A 14,853-nucleotide genomic window follows, 5' to 3' on the forward strand; every position below is an offset into this window, starting at 1 on the left:
TGGCCCCGGCCCGGCGCCGGATGGGACAATGCGCGGGTGCCCTCTGCTACCTCCAACGCCTGGACCGACCTGACGACCCAGCTCCACCGCGCCGGCTACTACCCGGAGCTCGTCGCGGACGTCCTCGACCTCGCGGTCGCGGGGGAGGAGATCGTCTCGCACCTCGTGCTCCCCGAGACGACGTTCGACGCGACCGAGGTGCGCCGCCACCTCACCGTGCTCGTCCTCACCCCCACGCGGCTCGTCACGGCGCACGTCGACGACCACCCGGCGGACAGCGAGAACCCGTCGGCCTCCGCCGCCGCCACGACCGAGGCGGTGCCCCTGTCCGAGGTGCGGTCGGTCTCGCTCACGCACGTCGTGGCGGAGCCGCACGAGCACCGTGCGGGCACCGCGCCCCTCGAGGTCACGCTCGCGCTCGGCTGGGGCGCGGTCTCGCGCGTCGACCTCGAGCCCGCCGGCTGCCCCGACCCCGCGTGCGATGCCGACCACGGGCTCACCGGCCAGATCACGCCTGACGACGTCGTCGTCCGGGTGAGCGCCGAGGCGGAGGGCCGGGACGCCGTGCGGGCCGCGGTGGACTTCGCGCGGGCCCTGTCGCGCTCGACGACGCGGCACAGCGCCCGGTGAGCGAGGCACCCGCGGACGCGCCGGCCCCGGTCGCCGCCCCGGCGCTCCCTCCTGGTCTGCTCGCGCCCGAGTACGGGACGGGCGGCCTCGCGGCGGTCCTGCCCGCCGCCGCGGGCGCGCTGGGCGTGAGCCTGACGACGGCCACGGGGCTCGCGAGCGGGGCCGCGCGCAGCGCCCTCGACCTCCCGCGCGCCGAGCGCGTGTGCGTCGTGCTCGTCGACGGTCTCGGCCACCTCAACCTCGCCGAGCGCGCGGGTCACGCGCCGTTCCTGCGCTCGCTCCTGCCCGACGCGCGGCCCCTCACCTCGACGTTCCCCAGCACGACCGCCGCCGCGATCGGCGCGTTCGGCACGGGCACCGCGCCGGGCCGCACGGGCATGCTCGGGTACACGCAGCGCAACCCGGTGACGCGCGGCCTCGCCAACATGGTGTCGTGGGAGGGCGCTCCCGCGCCCGCCGAGCTCCAGCGCGAGGAGCCGGTGCTCGCGCGCCTGGCCGGGGCGGGTGTGGCGGTGACGTCGACCGGCCCGGCCCGGTTCGCCGGGTCGGGCATGACGGTCGCCGCGCTGCGCGGTGGCACGTACGCGTCTGCCGAGCCGCTGTCGGGGCGTGTCGACGCGGCCGTCCGCGCGCTGTCCCGGCCCGGGCTCGTCTACGTCTACTGGGGCGAGGTGGACAAGGCGGGCCACCACCACGGCAGCACGTCGTGGCAGTGGGGCGACGAGCTCGAGGCGCTCGACCGCGAGCTCGCGCGCCTCGTGCGGTCCGTGCCGCGGGGCACCCTCGTCCTCGTCACCGCGGACCACGGCATGGTCGACGTCGACCCGGCGCTGCGCCGCGACGTCGCGACCGACCCCGCGCTCTCACGCGGCGTCGAGCTCGTCGGCGGCGAGCCGCGCGCCGTCCACGTGTACACCGAGCCCGGCCAGTCGGCGGCCGTCGCCGCGCGCTGGCGCGACGTCCTGGGCGACGACGCGCTCGTGCTGGAGCGGGAGGAGGTGCTGGCGCGGGGCTTCCTCGGGCCCGCCCCCCGCCCCGAGGCCGTCGCCGCCGCCGGCGACGTCATGGTCGCGCTGCGAGGGCGGGCGACCGTCGTCGACTCGCGCACCCAGACGCCCGCGTCGCTCACGCTCCTGGGCGTGCACGGCTCGCTCACCGAGCGCGAGATGCGCGTGCCGCTGCTCGTCGCGGCCACCTGACCCGACCGCGCCCCGTCGTCCCGGAGCCACCGGCGCGACCGCACCGACCGACCTCGCGGAGGACCGCCGATGGCAGAGCTCGTCTTCTTCTCCGGGACCATGGACTGCGGCAAGTCCACCCTGGCGCTCCAGCTCGACCACAACCATGCCGCGCGGGGCCGGCGCGGGCTGATCTTCTCGCGCGACGACCGCGCCGGGACCGACCGGCTCTCCTCGCGCCTCGGTCTCGAGGTCGTCGCGCGCGAGGTCCACGACCACACCGACTTCTGGTCGCTCGTCACCGCCGAGCCGGAGCCCGTGGACTACCTCGTGTGCGACGAGGCGCAGTTCTACTCCCCGGCGCAGGTCGAGCAGCTCGCGCGCCTCGTCGACGAGACGGAGATCGACGTCTTCGCGTTCGGCATCACGGCCGACTTCCGCACGCGCCTGTTCCCGGGGTCCGCGCGCCTCATCGAGCTCGCGGACCGTGTCGAGGTCCTGCAGGTCGAGTCGCTGTGCTGGTGCGGTCGGCGCGCCACGCACAACGCGCGCACGGTGGACGGACGCATGGTGGTGGAGGGCGACCAGGTCGTCGTCGGGGACGTCCGGGCCGGCTCGGGGGAGATCGGCTACGAGGTGCTGTGCCGCCGCCACCACATGCGGCGCATGACGACGGCGGTCGCGCGCCGGCACGCGACGGAGGACGGGCTGCCGCTCGACCTGCCGCGCTGACGCGACGCGGTCGTCACTCGGGGCGGGCCCCGAAGACGATCTCGTCCCAGCTCGGGACCTTCGCGCGCGACCGGTTCTTCCCCTTGCGGGCCTCGCGCGCGGCCTGGGGCCGCGCGACGCTCGCGGAGCCGTCGGCGTCGGCCGGCGAGGGCCCGTCGTCGGCCGTGCCCGCCTGCCCGGGCGCGTCGGTCTCCGGGCGCGCGGGCTCGTCGTGACCGTCCGCGGACGCGTCGGCGACGACGGGGCTCTGCTGGGGTCGGATCGTCGGCAGGTGCACCACGGTCGCACCCGCGGGCAGACCGCCGGAGAAGCCGCCCTCGGGCTCGTCCTGCGCACGGCTCCCCGGGGCGAGCGGCCCGAATCCCTCGAACGGCTCCTGCCCCACGGTGTCGCCCGCGGGCGTCGGGTCCTTGCGCGGGCGCACGCCGCGCCGCTGGCTCAGGTCGTCGAGCAGCTCGGCCGTCCCGTCGTCGGCGGGCGGCGCGGACCGCAGTCCGCGGGCGCTGCGCGCGGTCGCGTCCACGTCGAACACCGCGACGTCCCCGGGGGCCGGGTCGCGCGGGGCGTCCGTCCCGGAGAGCCAGCGCGCCTCGTCGTCGAGCGCCTGCAGCGCGCGCGTCGCCGGGTCGTAGGTCCAGCGGGCGGTGCGCTCCCCGGTCCCGGCCTCGAACGTCGCCGTCACGACCCACGGCGAGCCGTGCTCGCGCGCGGCGCTCCACGCGACCGCGGCGGGGTCGACGTCGCGCGCGGCGAGCCGCTGCGCGACGAGCTCGCCCACCGTCGGGGAGTCCTCGTCGTGCCCCGGGCGCAGCCCGCGCACGCGCTCGACGACGTACTCCTGCTCGGCGACGACCGGACCGGCGAACCGGCGCACGTGCTCGACGCCGAGCCCCGCGGCCTCGGCGACCGCCTCCACGGAGTCCCCGGCGCGCAGGCGGGCCTGGATCTCCCGCGGGGCGAGGTTGCGCTCGCCCTCCGCGCGCAGGTGCTCCAGGTGCGGGCGGTCGCGCCGTACGGCCGCGCGCAGCGCCTCGGTGATGGGCAGCACGAACTGCGCGCCACCCGTCGCGCGCAGGACGAGGTGCTCCCCGTCCTCGTGCAGTCTCACCAGCTCCAGCTCGTCCATGGACCCTCCCGTGTCGCCGCGCCCGGTGGCGCTCGCGGTGCTGCTCGTGTGCTGCTCGTGTGCCGCCCGTGTGCCGCTCGTGGTGCCGTCCCGGTCGCCCGGGGCCCGGCCGCGTGCCGGACCGCCGTGCGCCGTGGACCGCGACACCCGCGCCACCGCTCCCTCGAGGGTGCCATCGTCCCATCCCCGAGCCGCGCAGCACGCGCGGTGCGCCGCCCATTCGCACCGGTCCCACCCGGCCCCGGCCCGGCCCCAGCGGGCCGCGGCTGGGATGATGCGGAGGTGATCCTCGACCTCGTCCCCGGCGACGCCCTCGAGCTCGCCGGCGTGTTCTTCGCGGCGCTCTCCGGCGGGCTCGCCGCGGTGCGCAAGCGGTTCGACCTCGTCGGCGTCCTCGTGCTCGCCTGGGCCGCCGGCCTGGGCGGCGGGCTCCTGCGCGACGTCCTCATCGGGGCGATCCCGCCCGTCGGGATCTCCGACTGGCGGCTCGTGGCGGTCGCAGCCCTCGCCGGCGTCGTCACGTTCTTCTGGCACCCGCGGCTCGAGCAGCTGCGGCGCAGCATCATCGTGCTCGACGCCGGCGCCCTCGCCCTCTTCGTGCTGTCCGGCACCATGAAGGCGCTCGAGTACGGCGTCGGCCCGCTCGCGGCGGTCTTCGCCGGGGTGCTGACCGGGGTGGGGGGCGGCATCCTGCGGGACCTGCTGACCAACGAGGTGCCGCTGCTGTTCCAGGACAAGCAGCTGTACGCCATCCCGGCGCTCGCGGGCGCCGCGCTCACGGCGGCGCTCGCCGAGGCGGGCATGCTCGGCCCGTTCTCGCAGGCGGCGGTGCTCGCGCTCGTGTTCGGCTTCCGCCTCGTCTCGCTCCGCCTCGGCTGGTCCGCGCCCGGCCCGTGGGAGGGTCGCCGGGCACGCCGCGGGTCGGGCAGGATGTGAGCCGTGCGCCTCTTCATCGACGACCCCCGGCAGCCCGACGACGTCACCGTGGCCGACCTGCGCGACCTGGCCGAGCGCCTCGCGCGCGAGGCCGGCGAGCTGGTCCGCTCCGGCCGCCCCGACCGCGTCGAGGTGGCCGCGACGAAGTCGACCGCGACCGACGTCGTGACGCGGATGGATGCCGACTCCGAGGCGCTGCTGCGCCGCGGCATCGCGGCCGCCCGCCCCGACGACGCGATCCTCGGCGAGGAGGAGGGCGCCTCGGCCGGGACGTCCGGAGTCACCTGGGTGATCGACCCCGTCGACGGGACCGTGAACTACCTATACGGCGTCGCGTCGTACGCGGTGTCGGTCGCCGCGGTGGTCGGTCCGCCCGACCCGCTGGAGTGGACCGTGCTCGCCGGGGCGGTGCACTCGGTCGTCGACGACCGCACGTGGACGGCGGGGCTGGGCGCCGGCGCGACGCTCGACGGCCGCCCCGTGCACGTCAACGCCGAGACCGACCTCGGCCAGTGCCTCGTCGGCACCGGCTTCGGGTACGACGCCGACCGCCGTCGCGCGCAGGCCCGCGTGCTGCTCGACGTGCTGCCGCAGGTCCGCGACATCCGTCGGCTCGGCTCGGCTGCGATCGACCTGTGCCTCGTCGCCACGGGCGAGCTCGACCTCTACTACGAGCGCGGCCTCAACCCGTGGGACATGGCCGCGGGAGCGCTCGTCGCGCACGAGGCCGGGGCGCGCGTGACGGGCCTGCGGGGCCGGGCCGCGGACCGCGAGATGACGGTCGCGGGACCGCCCGAGGCGGTCGCGCGCCTGGTCCGGATCCTCGAGGACGCGGGCGCCGACTCCGACTCCTGAGGCGGCACCGCGCACCCGTGACCAACGACACCCGGTCGCGTGCCGCGACACAGGGTGCATCCCTCAGGGAAATGGTGCAGAATCCGGGGGCCCACCGGGAACAATTCCGGTGCGCCGCGCATTGATGAGCGTGCAGTGCCACGAACCCCCTCGGGGCACGTCACGTCACGGGGTGCCCCCGCACCCCGCACCCGTGCCGCCCGGCACGACCGGCCGTCGCCGGTGGTCCGGACGCGCACAGTCGCGATCGACGATATTCCGGAGAGTGACCCCACAGATGGCAACAGACTACGACGCCCCCCGCAAGAGTGAAGAGGAGCTCAGCGAGGACTCGCTCCAGGAGCTCCAGGCTCGTCGCTCCGACAAGAGCTCGGGCGTCGTTGACGAGGACGAGACCGAGGCGGCCGAAGGCTTCGAGCTGCCCGGTGCCGACCTGTCCGGCGAGGAGCTCTCCGTCCGGGTCCTTCCTCGTCAGGCGGACGAGTTCACGTGCGCGAGCTGTTTCCTCGTGCACCACCGCAGCCAGCTCGCCTACGAGAAGAACGGCCAGCAGATCTGCTCGGAGTGCGCTGCCTGACCCGCCGCGCACCACGGCCGACGGCCGCCGCCCCCCCCCCCCCGGGCGGCGGCCGTCGGCGTTCGCGGGGCCTGCGCTCAGGCGGCGTGCGCGGCGCGGACCGCGTCGGCCAGGTTCTGCGGGTGCCGGGTCGAGACGAGCCAGTACGGCGTCGGGTCCTGCGGGTCCTCGAGCACCACGTGGACCCCGGTGCGCGCCCAGGCGCGCAGGCACACGTACGCGCGCGCGTCGAGGCGGGGGCCGAGCTGGACGCGCATCGCGTCGGCGTCGAGGGTCGTCACCTGGCCGAGCAGGGACGCCGGGACGTGGGCCCGCCCCGCCCGGAGCTCGCCGTCGGCGACCTCGACGACCGGCGACGTCCACCACAGCGCGACGACGCCCGCGACGGCGGCCAGGCCGCCGACGCCGAGCGCGATGGCGTGGCTCGCCGGCCACAGGGCGATCCCGAGGACGAGGGCGAAGCCGAGCGCCGCGGCCCAGCCGCCCACGCCCGGGACGAGGCGCTCGCGGTACGAGGCCGTGCTCGCGGCGCCGGAGGTCCCGGCGGGTCCGCGGGTCGGGGACGGGGTGCTGCGGTCGGCGGCGTCGGTCATGGGTCCATCATCCCAGCACCTCGTACCGTGGCCGACGTGCTCGCGGCGCTCCGCGCGCACTAGGCTCTGCGGGTGCCGAACCACCAGCAGCCCTCGACCGGCGACGTCGACGTCCTCATCACGCTCCTCGACGACGTCCCCCTGCCCGCCTACGCCCACCCGGGCGACGCGGGCGCGGACCTCGTGACGACCGTCGACGTCGAGCTGGCGCCGGGGGAGCGGGCCGTGGTCCCGACGGGCGTGTCGATCGCGCTGCCCGACGGCTACGCGGCGTTCGTGCACCCGCGCTCGGGTCTCGCGGCGAAGCACGGGCTCACGGTCGTCAACGCGCCGGGGACCGTGGACGCCGGGTACCGCGGCGAGATCAAGGTGACGCTGCTCAACACCGACGTGCGCGAGCCCGTCGTCCTGCGGCGCGGGGACCGGGTCGCCCAGCTCGTCGTCCAGAAGGTCGAGCGGGCGCGGTTCGTGCAGGCCGAGCGCCTGCCCGGGTCGCACCGCGGCGAGGGCGGGTTCGGGTCGAGCGGCGGGTGGACGCCCGCACCCTGACCGGCGCACCCCGACCGCCGCTGCGCGGGCTAGTGTGGAATCAGTGCGGGACGAGCGTCCCGTGAGGAGACCCGGCCGAGTGCCGGGCAGGTGAAGGAGTTCGTCCGTGGGTCTGTTCCGTCGCTCCAGGTCGTCCGAGCCGGCCGAGTCGTCCGAGCCGTCGGGCACGACGTCCGAGCAGGCCGGCGACGGCGCGCCCGCCCCGGAGGCGGCCGCCGAGGCCCCCGCGCGCGGCCCCTACGACTCCTCCCAGGTGCCCGAGCGCGGCCCGCGCCTCGACCTCGGCGCGGTGTGGCTCCCCGGCGTGCCGGGCATGGAGCTGCGCATGGAGGTCGACAAGAAGACGCAGCGCATCACGGGCGTGGCGTGCGCGGTCGGCGGCTCCGGGCTCCAGGTGCAGGCGTTCGCCGCACCACGCACCGAGGGCATCTGGGACGAGATCCGCGGCGAGATCGCGGCGTCCGTCACCAAGCAGGGCGGCACGGTCGACGACCTGCCCGGCCCGTTCGGGCGCGAGCTGCTCGCGCGCATCCCCGCGCAGACGCCGGACGGCCGCCCGGGCGTCCGGCCCGCGCGCTTCGTGGGGGTCGACGGCCCGCGCTGGTTCCTGCGCGGCGTGCTCACGGGCAAGGCGGCGGTCGACCCGGCCGAGGCGCGCCTGCTGGAGTCGGTGTTCGCCAACATCGTCGTCGTGCGCGACCAGAACCCGCGCCCGCCGCGCGACCTGCTCACCCTGCACCTGCCGGGCAAGGGCCCCGACGCCGCCCCGGCCCCGACCCCGGCCGGCGCCCCCGAGACGCCGTCGTTCGACCCGCTGACCCGTGGGCCGGAGATCACGGAGATCCGCTGACATGGTCCCCACCCTGCGTGACGCCTGGCGCACCGCGCTCGCCTCCCAGGAGGAGCTCGCGGCCGACGAGGAGCGCACCGAGGCGGCCCGGCAGAAGGGCTGCCGTGCCGTGGCCGAGCTGCCCAACCGCCGCCGCGCGAAGATCTCCGGCGTCCTGCGGTCCGTCGTGCTCCGCCCGCGCGAGGGCGTGCCGACCGTCGAGGTCGAGCTCTTCGACGGGTCCGGGGTCGTCGACCTCGTCTGGCTCGGGCGCCGCCGGATCGCGGGCATCGAGCCCGGGCGCCGTGCGCTCGTCGAGGGCCTCGTGTGCGACGTCGACGGTCGCCGCACCATCTTCAACCCGCGCTACGAGCTGCTGGCCAAGCCGGGGGAGTGACCGCGCGGCCGTCGTGCACGGCCGTGCCGTACGATCCTGCGCACCCGACCCGGCCGCGCCGGCCCTCCCGCCGGCGCCGCCCACCCGAGCCCCCGAGGACGCCACGACATGACGAGCAGCAGCGACGCGACCGGCGGCCCCGCGGGCGGGCGCCCCGACCCGGAGCGCGCTCCCGTGGCGCACGACGCCGAGGTGGTGGAGACGGTGGTCGACGACGTCGCGGCGCCCGAGGACGGCCGCGCTCGCGGCGTGCGCGCGCTCGCGGGCGAGGACTTCTCGGTGGCCGACGCGATCGGCGGCGTGCGCGGGCTCGTGGAGTCCGTCGCGCCGGGGCTGGTGTTCGTCGTCGTCTACGTCGCGACGACGAACCTGCGCTGGGCGCTCGTGACGTCCGTGGCGGCGGCCCTCGTGGCCGTCGCGGCGCGCCTCGTCCAGCGCACGCCCGTGACGCAGGCGTTCGGCGGTCTCCTGGGCGTGGGCATCGGCGTCCTGTGGGCGTGGCGCTCGGGGGAGGCGCAGGACTACTTCGCGTGGGGCCTGTGGACCAACGCCGCGTACCTCGTCGCGCTCCTCGTGTCCGTCGTGGTCCGCTGGCCGCTCGTCGGGCTCGTCGTCGAGGGCTTCCGCAGCGGCTTCGGCGTGGGGACGGCGTCGGGCGGCGCGGCCGCGGCCGACGGTGACCCGCGCGCGAGCGCGGACGCTCCCGCGGAGCAGCCCGCCGAGCGGGCCGCCGGGGGCGCGGGAGAGCCCGGCGCGTTCGCGCGCTGGGCGCGGGCGTGGCGGTCGGACCGCGCGCTCGTGCGCCGCTACACCGCCGCGACGTGGCTGTGGATCGGGCTCTTCGGGGCGCGTCTCGCGGTCCAGGTGCCGCTGTACCTCGACGGCGACGTCGGCTGGCTCGGTACCGCGCGCCTCGTCATGGGGATCCCGCTGTGGGCCCTCGTGCTGTGGCTCACGTGGATCCTGGTGCGCCGCCCGGCGACCGCCGGTCCGCGGCCCGCGGCATAGCCGCGGGGCGCGCGCGGCGCGCCCTCAGAGCAGGTCGCCGCCGAGCTCGGGAGGCTCGACGGGCGCGTCCGGCGCCGTCGGGCCGTCCTCGGCCTCCCCGGCGAGCAGCCGGGCCAGCGCGCCCTCGTCCGCCTCGTTCCCCGTGACGAGCAGGAGCTCGTCCCCGACCTCGAGCGTGTCGTCGGCGCTCGGCGCGATCGGGCGCGTGCCGCGCACGATCGCGGCGAGCACGGTGTCCGCCGGCCAGCGCACCTCGCCGACCCGGTGACCGAGGAGCGGCGACGACGGCGGCAGCGTCACCTCGAGGATGTCGGCGCCCGACTGGTGGAACGTGAAGATGCGCACGAGGTCGCCCACGGCGACGGCCTCCTCGACCATCGCCGTCATGATGCGCGGTGTGGACACCGCGACGTCGACGCCCCACGACTCGTCGAACATCCACTCGTTCTTCGGGTTGTTGACGCGCGCGACCGTGCGCGGCACGCCGAACTCGGTCTTGGCGAGGAGCGACACGACGAGGTTCACCTTGTCGTCGCCCGTCGCGGCCACGATGACGTCGCACTCGTCGACCTTCGCCTCGGCGAGCGACGACAGCTCGCACGCGTCGGCGAGGAGCCAGTCGGCCTCCGCGACCTGCGCCACGCGCATCGCCGCGGGCTGCTTGTCGACGAGCATGACCTCGTGGTCGTGGCTGAGGAGCTCGCGGGCGATCGAGCGGCCGACGGAGCCCGCTCCGGCGATGACGACGCGCATCACTCGGCCTCGACCTTCGGTGCGTGGGTGAGCCGGCGTTCGACGACGGCGGCCCGCTCGTCGTCCATGAGCACGTGCAGCACGTCGTTCTCCTGCAGGACGGTGCGGTCGGTGACGAGGACGCCGTCGCCGAAGCGGCTGACGAACGCGACGCGCGCCTCGGTCGCGTCCTCGATGGCGCGGACGGTGCGGCCGATCCAGCCGGGGTGGAAGTCGACCTGGGCGAGCCGCACGCGCCCGGACGGGTCGCGGTACTCGTCGGTCGCACCGAACGGGAGCATGCGGCGCAGCACCTGGTCCGAGGTCCAGCGCACGGTCGCCACGGTCGGGATGCCGAGCCGCTGGTAGATCTCGGCGCGCTGCGGGTCGTAGATGCGGGCGACGACCTTCTCGACGCCGAACGTCTCGCGGACCACGCGCGCGGACAGGATGTTCGAGTTGTCGCCGTCCGAGACGGCGGCGAACGCGTAGGCGTCCTCGATGCCGGCCTGCACGAGCGTGTCGCGGTCGAACCCGACGCCGGTCACCTTCTTGCCCGTGAACTCCGCGGGCAGGCGCCGGAACGCGTCGGGGTTCTGGTCGACGACGGCGACCGAGTGGCCGCTCGACTCGAGGGACTGGGCGAGCGTCGCACCGACGCGCCCGCAGCCCATGATCACGAAGTGCACGCACCGAACGCTACCGCCCGCGGAGCCCGTGGGCGCGCACCAGCGCGACCGGGCGCCGTCGGGCATAGCATGTGTCCTCGTGTCGGAGATCGCTGATGCCGCGAAGCGGCTGCTGCTCGGGCGGCCTGTCCGTTCCGAGCACCTGGGGCACACGCTGCTCCCCAAGCGCGTCGCGCTGCCCGTCTTCGCGTCCGACGCGCTCTCGTCCGTCGCGTACGCCCCGGACGAGATCCTCCTGACGCTCGCCCTCGCCGGTCTCAGCGCGACGATGATCTCGCCGTGGGTCGGCCTCGCGGTCGTGGTCGTGCTGCTGACGGTCGTCGCGTCCTACCGCCAGAACGTGCGCGCGTACCCGTCGGGCGGCGGCGACTACGAGGTCGCGACGGTCAACCTCGGCCCCACGGCGGGCGTCGGCGTCGCGTCGGCCCTCATGGTCGACTACGTGCTCACGGTCGCGGTCTCGATCTCCTCGGGCGCGCAGTACGCCGCGAGCGCGATCCCCGCGCTGCGGGACCACGAGGCGGCGTTCGCGATCGGGCTCGTCGTGGTGCTCACGCTCGTCAACCTGCGCGGGGTGAAGGAGTCCGGCACCTTCTTCGCGATCCCCGTCTACCTCTTCATGCTCGCGATCGGCACGACGGCGGTCGTCGGCTTCTTCCAGTACGTCACCGGCAACCTCGGCCCGGCCGAGAGCGCGGAGTTCGAGCTCACCGCGGAGAGCGGGTTCGACCAGGGGCTCATGGGCATCGCGGGCGCCTTCCTCGTGGCGCGTGCGTTCGCGTCCGGGTGCGCCGCCCTCACGGGCGTCGAGGCCATCAGCAACGGCGTCCCCGCGTTCCGCAAGCCCAAGTCGCGCAACGCCGCCACGACGCTCGCCCTGCTGGGCGGCATCTCGGCGGCGATGATGCTCTCGATCCTCTTCCTCGCCCGCGCGACGGGCGTGCACTACGCGGAGGACCCGCACGCGCAGCTCTCGCTCGACGGCGAGCCGCTCCCGGTCGACTACGTGCAGCACCCCGTGATCGGGCAGCTCGCGGAGACGGTGTTCAGCGGCGCCCCGATCCTGTTCTACGTCGTGTCGGCCGTGACAGGACTCATCCTCGTGCTGGCGGCCAACACCGCGTTCAACGGGTTCCCGGTGCTCGGCTCGATCCTCGCCAAGGACGGCTACCTCCCGCGTCAGCTCCACACGCGCGGCGACCGCCTCGCGTTCTCGAACGGGATCATCACGCTCGCGGTCGCGGCGATCGTGCTCATCTGGGCCTTCGACGCCGAGGTGACGCGCCTGATCCAGCTCTACATCGTGGGCGTGTTCGTCTCCTTCACGCTGTCCCAGCTGGGCATGGTGCGGCACTGGACCCGCGCGCTGCGCACCGAGCACCAGCCGCGCGAGCGGTCCCGCATGCGCCGCTCGCGCGTCGTGAACACCGTGGGCCTCGGCATGACCGGCACGGTGCTCGTCATCGTGCTCCTCACGAAGTTCACGCACGGCGCGTGGATCGCGATCCTGGCGATGGCGATCGTCTTCGTGCTCATGAAGTCGATCCGCAAGCACTACGACACGGTGCGCGACGAGCTCGCGCTCGGCGACGACGCCGCAGCCGCCCGCGCGCTGCCGAGCCGCGTGCACGCGATCGTGCTCGTCTCGAAGATCCACCGCCCGACGATGCGCGCGCTCGCGTACGCGCGGGCCTCGCGGCCGTCGGTCCTGGAGGCCGTCACCGTCGGCGTGGACGCCGAGGACGTGGAGGACCTGATGCGGCAGTGGGAGGCGCTCGACCTCCCGGTGCCGCTGCGCGTGCTGGACTCGCCGTTCCGCGAGATCACGCGGCCCGTGCTGTCGTACGTGCGGTCCGTGCGTCGTGAGTCCCCGCGCGACCTGGTGGTCGTGTACATCCCGGAGTACGTCGTCGGGCACTGGTGGGAGCAGCTGCTGCACAACCAGAGCGCGCTGCGCCTCAAGGGCCGCCTCCTCTTCACGCCGGGCGTCGTCGTGGCGTCGGTGCCGTGGCAGCTCTCCTCGACGGAGGGGCAGACGGGGCTCGAGGGCGAGGGCTTCCGCCAGCGCTTCACGGGCTACTGATCCCGCCGGCACGGCGTGCGCGGACGGCCCGGCCCCGACTCGGGGCCGGGCCGTCGTGCGCCCGGACCGGGACGGGCGACCGCGCTCGGGACGCGGACGGGGGAGCGTCCGGGATACTGGGGGCATGCCGTCCTCCTCGCGTGGTCCCGCCGTGCCCTCCGACCGTCCGTCCGACCCCGCCGTGGGACGTCCCGAGCGCGCGCCGCGACGCGGTGGCCGACGCCAGGGGCGCCAGAACCGGCAGTCGCCGCGCACGCTCCCTCGACCTGAGGTCGAGGTCGAGCTCGAGGTCGGTCCCGTCGCGCACGGCGGCCACTGCGTGGCCCGCCACGAGGGCCGGGTCGTCTTCGTGCGGCACGCGCTGCCGGGGGAGCGTGTGCGCGCCCGCGTCACCGAGGGCGGCGACGCGGCCAAGTTCTGGCGTGCCGACGCGGTCGAGGTGCTCGAGGCGTCGCCCGACCGGGTGCCGTCCGTCTGGCCCGAGGCGGGCCCGGGCGGCGTGGGCGGCGGTGAGCTCGCGCACGTCGCCCTGGGTGCGCAGCGGCGGTGGAAGCGCGACGTCCTGGCGGAGCAGCTGCGCCGGCTCGCACGCCTCGATCTCGACGAGCTTCACCCTCAGGTAGAGGTCGAGGGTCTGCCGGGCGACGACGATCGCGGTGGCCTCGGGTACCGCACGCGCGTCGACCTGGTGGCCGACGGCGGGGGCCGCGCCGGCATGCACCGCTTCCGCTCGCACACCGTCCTCCCGCTCGACGCCATGCCGCTCGCGAGCGAGGACGTCGCCGACCTCGCGGCGCACGAGAAGGTCTTCACCCGCACGTGGCGCCCGGGCACGCGGATCGAGCTCGTCGCACCCGTCGGGTCCGCGCCGGTCCTGCTCGTCGACGGCGAGCCCTGGCGCGGGGGGCCCGACCACCGGCCCAACGCGCGGCGCAGCGTCACCGAGCGGGTCGTGCTCGGCGACCGGGAGCACACGTACCGGGTCGCCGCCGACGGGTTCTGGCAGGTCCACCGGGAGGCACCCGCGACGCTGACGGCGGCCGTCCTGGAGGGGGTCGGCGACGTCGGCGGGGCGCGGGTGCTCGACCTCTACTCGGGGGCCGGGCTGTTCACGTCACCGCTCGCCGCAGCCGTGGGCGACGACGGCACGGTCCTCGCCGTCGAGGGCGACGAGCGCGCCGTGCGCGACGCCCGGCGCAACGCGCACGGGCTCGACCGGGTCGAGCTGCGGCACGGGCCGGTCGAGCAGGTGCTCGCGCAGGACGGGAGCGGGGCGGACGTCGTCGTGCTCGACCCGCCCCGCGTCGGCGCCGGGCGTGCCGTCGTCGAGGCCGTGGCGGCCCGGCGGCCCTCGCGCGTCGTCTACGTCGCGTGCGACCCGGCCGCGCTCGCCCGCGACGTGTCGTACCTCGCGGAGCACGGCTACGGGCTCACGTCGCTGCGCGCGTTCGACCTCTTCCCCATGACGCACCACCTCGAGGCGGTCGCCGTCCTCACGCGCTGACCGCGCTGACCGCGCTGACCGCGCTGACCGCGCTGACCGCGCTGACCGCGCTGACCGCGCTGACCGCGCTGATCGTGCGTGGGCGGGGGCGGGGGCGTGGACGCGGTCCGGGCGGCGGAGGGCGCATGATGAGGGGAGAGCCCTGCGACGACGGGACGGTGGTGTGCGCATGACGGGCACGACGGGGACAGGGGCCCGGGCGGACGTCCCGGCGGCGAGCGACGACAGGACCGCCGGTGACCCGGACGACGTCCGGGACGTCGTCGGCGTCGGCGTCCTGATGCCGAACGGACGGCTCGCGGGCCGGAGCTTCGCGTCGCGCGCGGAGGCGGAGGCGTGGGCGCGACCCGAGGAGGGGGAGCGGGTCGTCGAGCTCAACGTCCTGTGCGACTGCGACCTCTGACCCGTCGCCGACCCCATATATCTTGACGTCAA

17 protein-coding genes are annotated in these 14,853 nt (G+C 75.6%); 13 read left to right on the plus strand and 4 right to left on the minus strand.

Annotation, left to right across the window (positions count from 1 at the left end):
- Positions 1-36 precede the first annotated feature (36 nt).
- From ACZ4MO_RS07415 to ACZ4MO_RS07425, 3 genes are all read left to right on the plus strand, one after another.
- Positions 37-630 (plus strand): DUF5998 family protein, encoded by a 594-nt coding sequence (locus tag ACZ4MO_RS07415; RefSeq protein ID WP_074806042.1) that lies wholly within the window; start codon positions 37-39, stop codon positions 628-630.
- Positions 627-1,829 (plus strand): alkaline phosphatase family protein, encoded by a 1,203-nt coding sequence (locus tag ACZ4MO_RS07420; RefSeq protein ID WP_175008650.1) that lies wholly within the window; start codon positions 627-629, stop codon positions 1,827-1,829. Before ACZ4MO_RS07415 ends, ACZ4MO_RS07420 begins: the two co-directional genes overlap by 4 nt.
- 69 nt (positions 1,830-1,898) lie before the next feature.
- Positions 1,899-2,540, plus strand: coding sequence for a thymidine kinase (locus ACZ4MO_RS07425; RefSeq protein ID WP_175008649.1), 642 nt, complete (start codon positions 1,899-1,901; stop codon positions 2,538-2,540).
- Between the two features lie 13 nt (positions 2,541-2,553).
- On the opposite strand, the gene sepH is transcribed toward ACZ4MO_RS07425, so the two are convergent.
- The gene (gene sepH, locus ACZ4MO_RS07430; protein ID WP_175008648.1) at positions 2,554-3,666 is read right to left on the minus strand and encodes a septation protein SepH; all 1,113 of its coding nucleotides are present in this window, start codon (positions 3,664-3,666) and stop codon (positions 2,554-2,556) included.
- 282 nt (positions 3,667-3,948) lie between these two features.
- Between sepH and ACZ4MO_RS07435 the strand changes: the two genes are divergently transcribed.
- The 3 genes from ACZ4MO_RS07435 (at position 3,949) to ACZ4MO_RS07445 (ending at position 6,034) form a co-directional block, all read left to right on the plus strand.
- The gene (locus ACZ4MO_RS07435) at positions 3,949-4,602 is read left to right on the plus strand and encodes a trimeric intracellular cation channel family protein (protein ID WP_074806054.1); all 654 of its coding nucleotides are present in this window, start codon (positions 3,949-3,951) and stop codon (positions 4,600-4,602) included.
- A 3-nt stretch (positions 4,603-4,605) separates the two neighbouring features.
- Positions 4,606-5,457 (plus strand): inositol monophosphatase family protein, encoded by an 852-nt coding sequence (locus ACZ4MO_RS07440; protein WP_255181129.1) that lies wholly within the window; start codon positions 4,606-4,608, stop codon positions 5,455-5,457.
- A 277-nt stretch (positions 5,458-5,734) separates the two neighbouring features.
- Complete coding sequence (locus ACZ4MO_RS07445) at positions 5,735-6,034, plus strand: DUF4193 domain-containing protein (protein ID WP_021483601.1); 300 nt, start codon at positions 5,735-5,737, stop codon at positions 6,032-6,034.
- 77 nt (positions 6,035-6,111) lie between these two features.
- Here the strand turns inward: ACZ4MO_RS07445 and ACZ4MO_RS07450 are convergent, their stop codons facing one another.
- Entirely contained in the window at positions 6,112-6,627 is a 516-nt protein-coding gene (locus tag ACZ4MO_RS07450; RefSeq protein WP_175008646.1) for a DUF3093 family protein, read from the minus strand.
- 117 nt (positions 6,628-6,744) lie between these two features.
- Here ACZ4MO_RS07450 and dut point away from each other — a divergent pair, with 117 nt between their 5' ends.
- The 4 genes from dut to ACZ4MO_RS07470 all read left to right on the plus strand — a co-directional run bounded on the left by dut (position 6,745) and on the right by ACZ4MO_RS07470 (position 9,410).
- Positions 6,745-7,176 (plus strand): dUTP diphosphatase, encoded by a 432-nt coding sequence (gene dut, locus ACZ4MO_RS07455; RefSeq protein ID WP_499278742.1) that lies wholly within the window; start codon positions 6,745-6,747, stop codon positions 7,174-7,176.
- A 106-nt stretch (positions 7,177-7,282) separates the two neighbouring features.
- Positions 7,283-8,026: a DUF3710 domain-containing protein gene (locus ACZ4MO_RS07460; RefSeq protein WP_175008644.1), complete on the plus strand. Its 744-nt coding sequence runs from the start codon at positions 7,283-7,285 to the stop codon at positions 8,024-8,026.
- Position 8,027: 1 nt separating this feature from the next.
- Positions 8,028-8,402, plus strand: a complete 375-nt coding sequence (locus ACZ4MO_RS07465) for an OB-fold nucleic acid binding domain-containing protein (RefSeq protein ID WP_034652381.1) — start codon at positions 8,028-8,030, stop codon at positions 8,400-8,402.
- Between the two features lie 108 nt (positions 8,403-8,510).
- Complete coding sequence (locus ACZ4MO_RS07470) at positions 8,511-9,410, plus strand: DUF3159 domain-containing protein (RefSeq protein ID WP_175008643.1); 900 nt, start codon at positions 8,511-8,513, stop codon at positions 9,408-9,410.
- Between the two features lie 24 nt (positions 9,411-9,434).
- Here ACZ4MO_RS07470 and ACZ4MO_RS07475 read toward each other — a convergent pair whose 3' ends face one another.
- Both ACZ4MO_RS07475 and ACZ4MO_RS07480 read right to left on the minus strand, forming a co-directional pair.
- Positions 9,435-10,163: a potassium channel family protein gene (locus ACZ4MO_RS07475; protein ID WP_074807155.1), complete on the minus strand. Its 729-nt coding sequence runs from the start codon at positions 10,161-10,163 to the stop codon at positions 9,435-9,437.
- Positions 10,163-10,831 (minus strand): potassium channel family protein, encoded by a 669-nt coding sequence (locus tag ACZ4MO_RS07480; protein WP_286185643.1) that lies wholly within the window; start codon positions 10,829-10,831, stop codon positions 10,163-10,165. Before ACZ4MO_RS07480 ends, ACZ4MO_RS07475 begins: the two co-directional genes overlap by 1 nt.
- Before the next feature lie 79 nt (positions 10,832-10,910).
- Between ACZ4MO_RS07480 and ACZ4MO_RS07485 the strand changes: the two genes are divergently transcribed.
- The 3 genes from ACZ4MO_RS07485 (at position 10,911) to ACZ4MO_RS07495 (ending at position 14,821) form a co-directional block, all read left to right on the plus strand.
- On the plus strand, positions 10,911-12,914 hold the full coding sequence (locus ACZ4MO_RS07485) for an amino acid permease (protein ID WP_175008642.1): 2,004 nt from the start codon (positions 10,911-10,913) through the stop codon (positions 12,912-12,914).
- 124 nt (positions 12,915-13,038) lie between these two features.
- Positions 13,039-14,418, plus strand: a complete 1,380-nt coding sequence (locus ACZ4MO_RS07490; RefSeq protein WP_175008641.1) for a TRAM domain-containing protein — start codon at positions 13,039-13,041, stop codon at positions 14,416-14,418.
- Between the two features lie 169 nt (positions 14,419-14,587).
- On the plus strand, positions 14,588-14,821 hold the full coding sequence (locus ACZ4MO_RS07495) for a hypothetical protein (RefSeq protein ID WP_175008640.1): 234 nt from the start codon (positions 14,588-14,590) through the stop codon (positions 14,819-14,821).
- The last annotated feature ends 32 nt before the right edge of the window (positions 14,822-14,853 follow it).

It is taken from the genome of Sphaerisporangium cinnabarinum, from assembly GCF_055567015.1.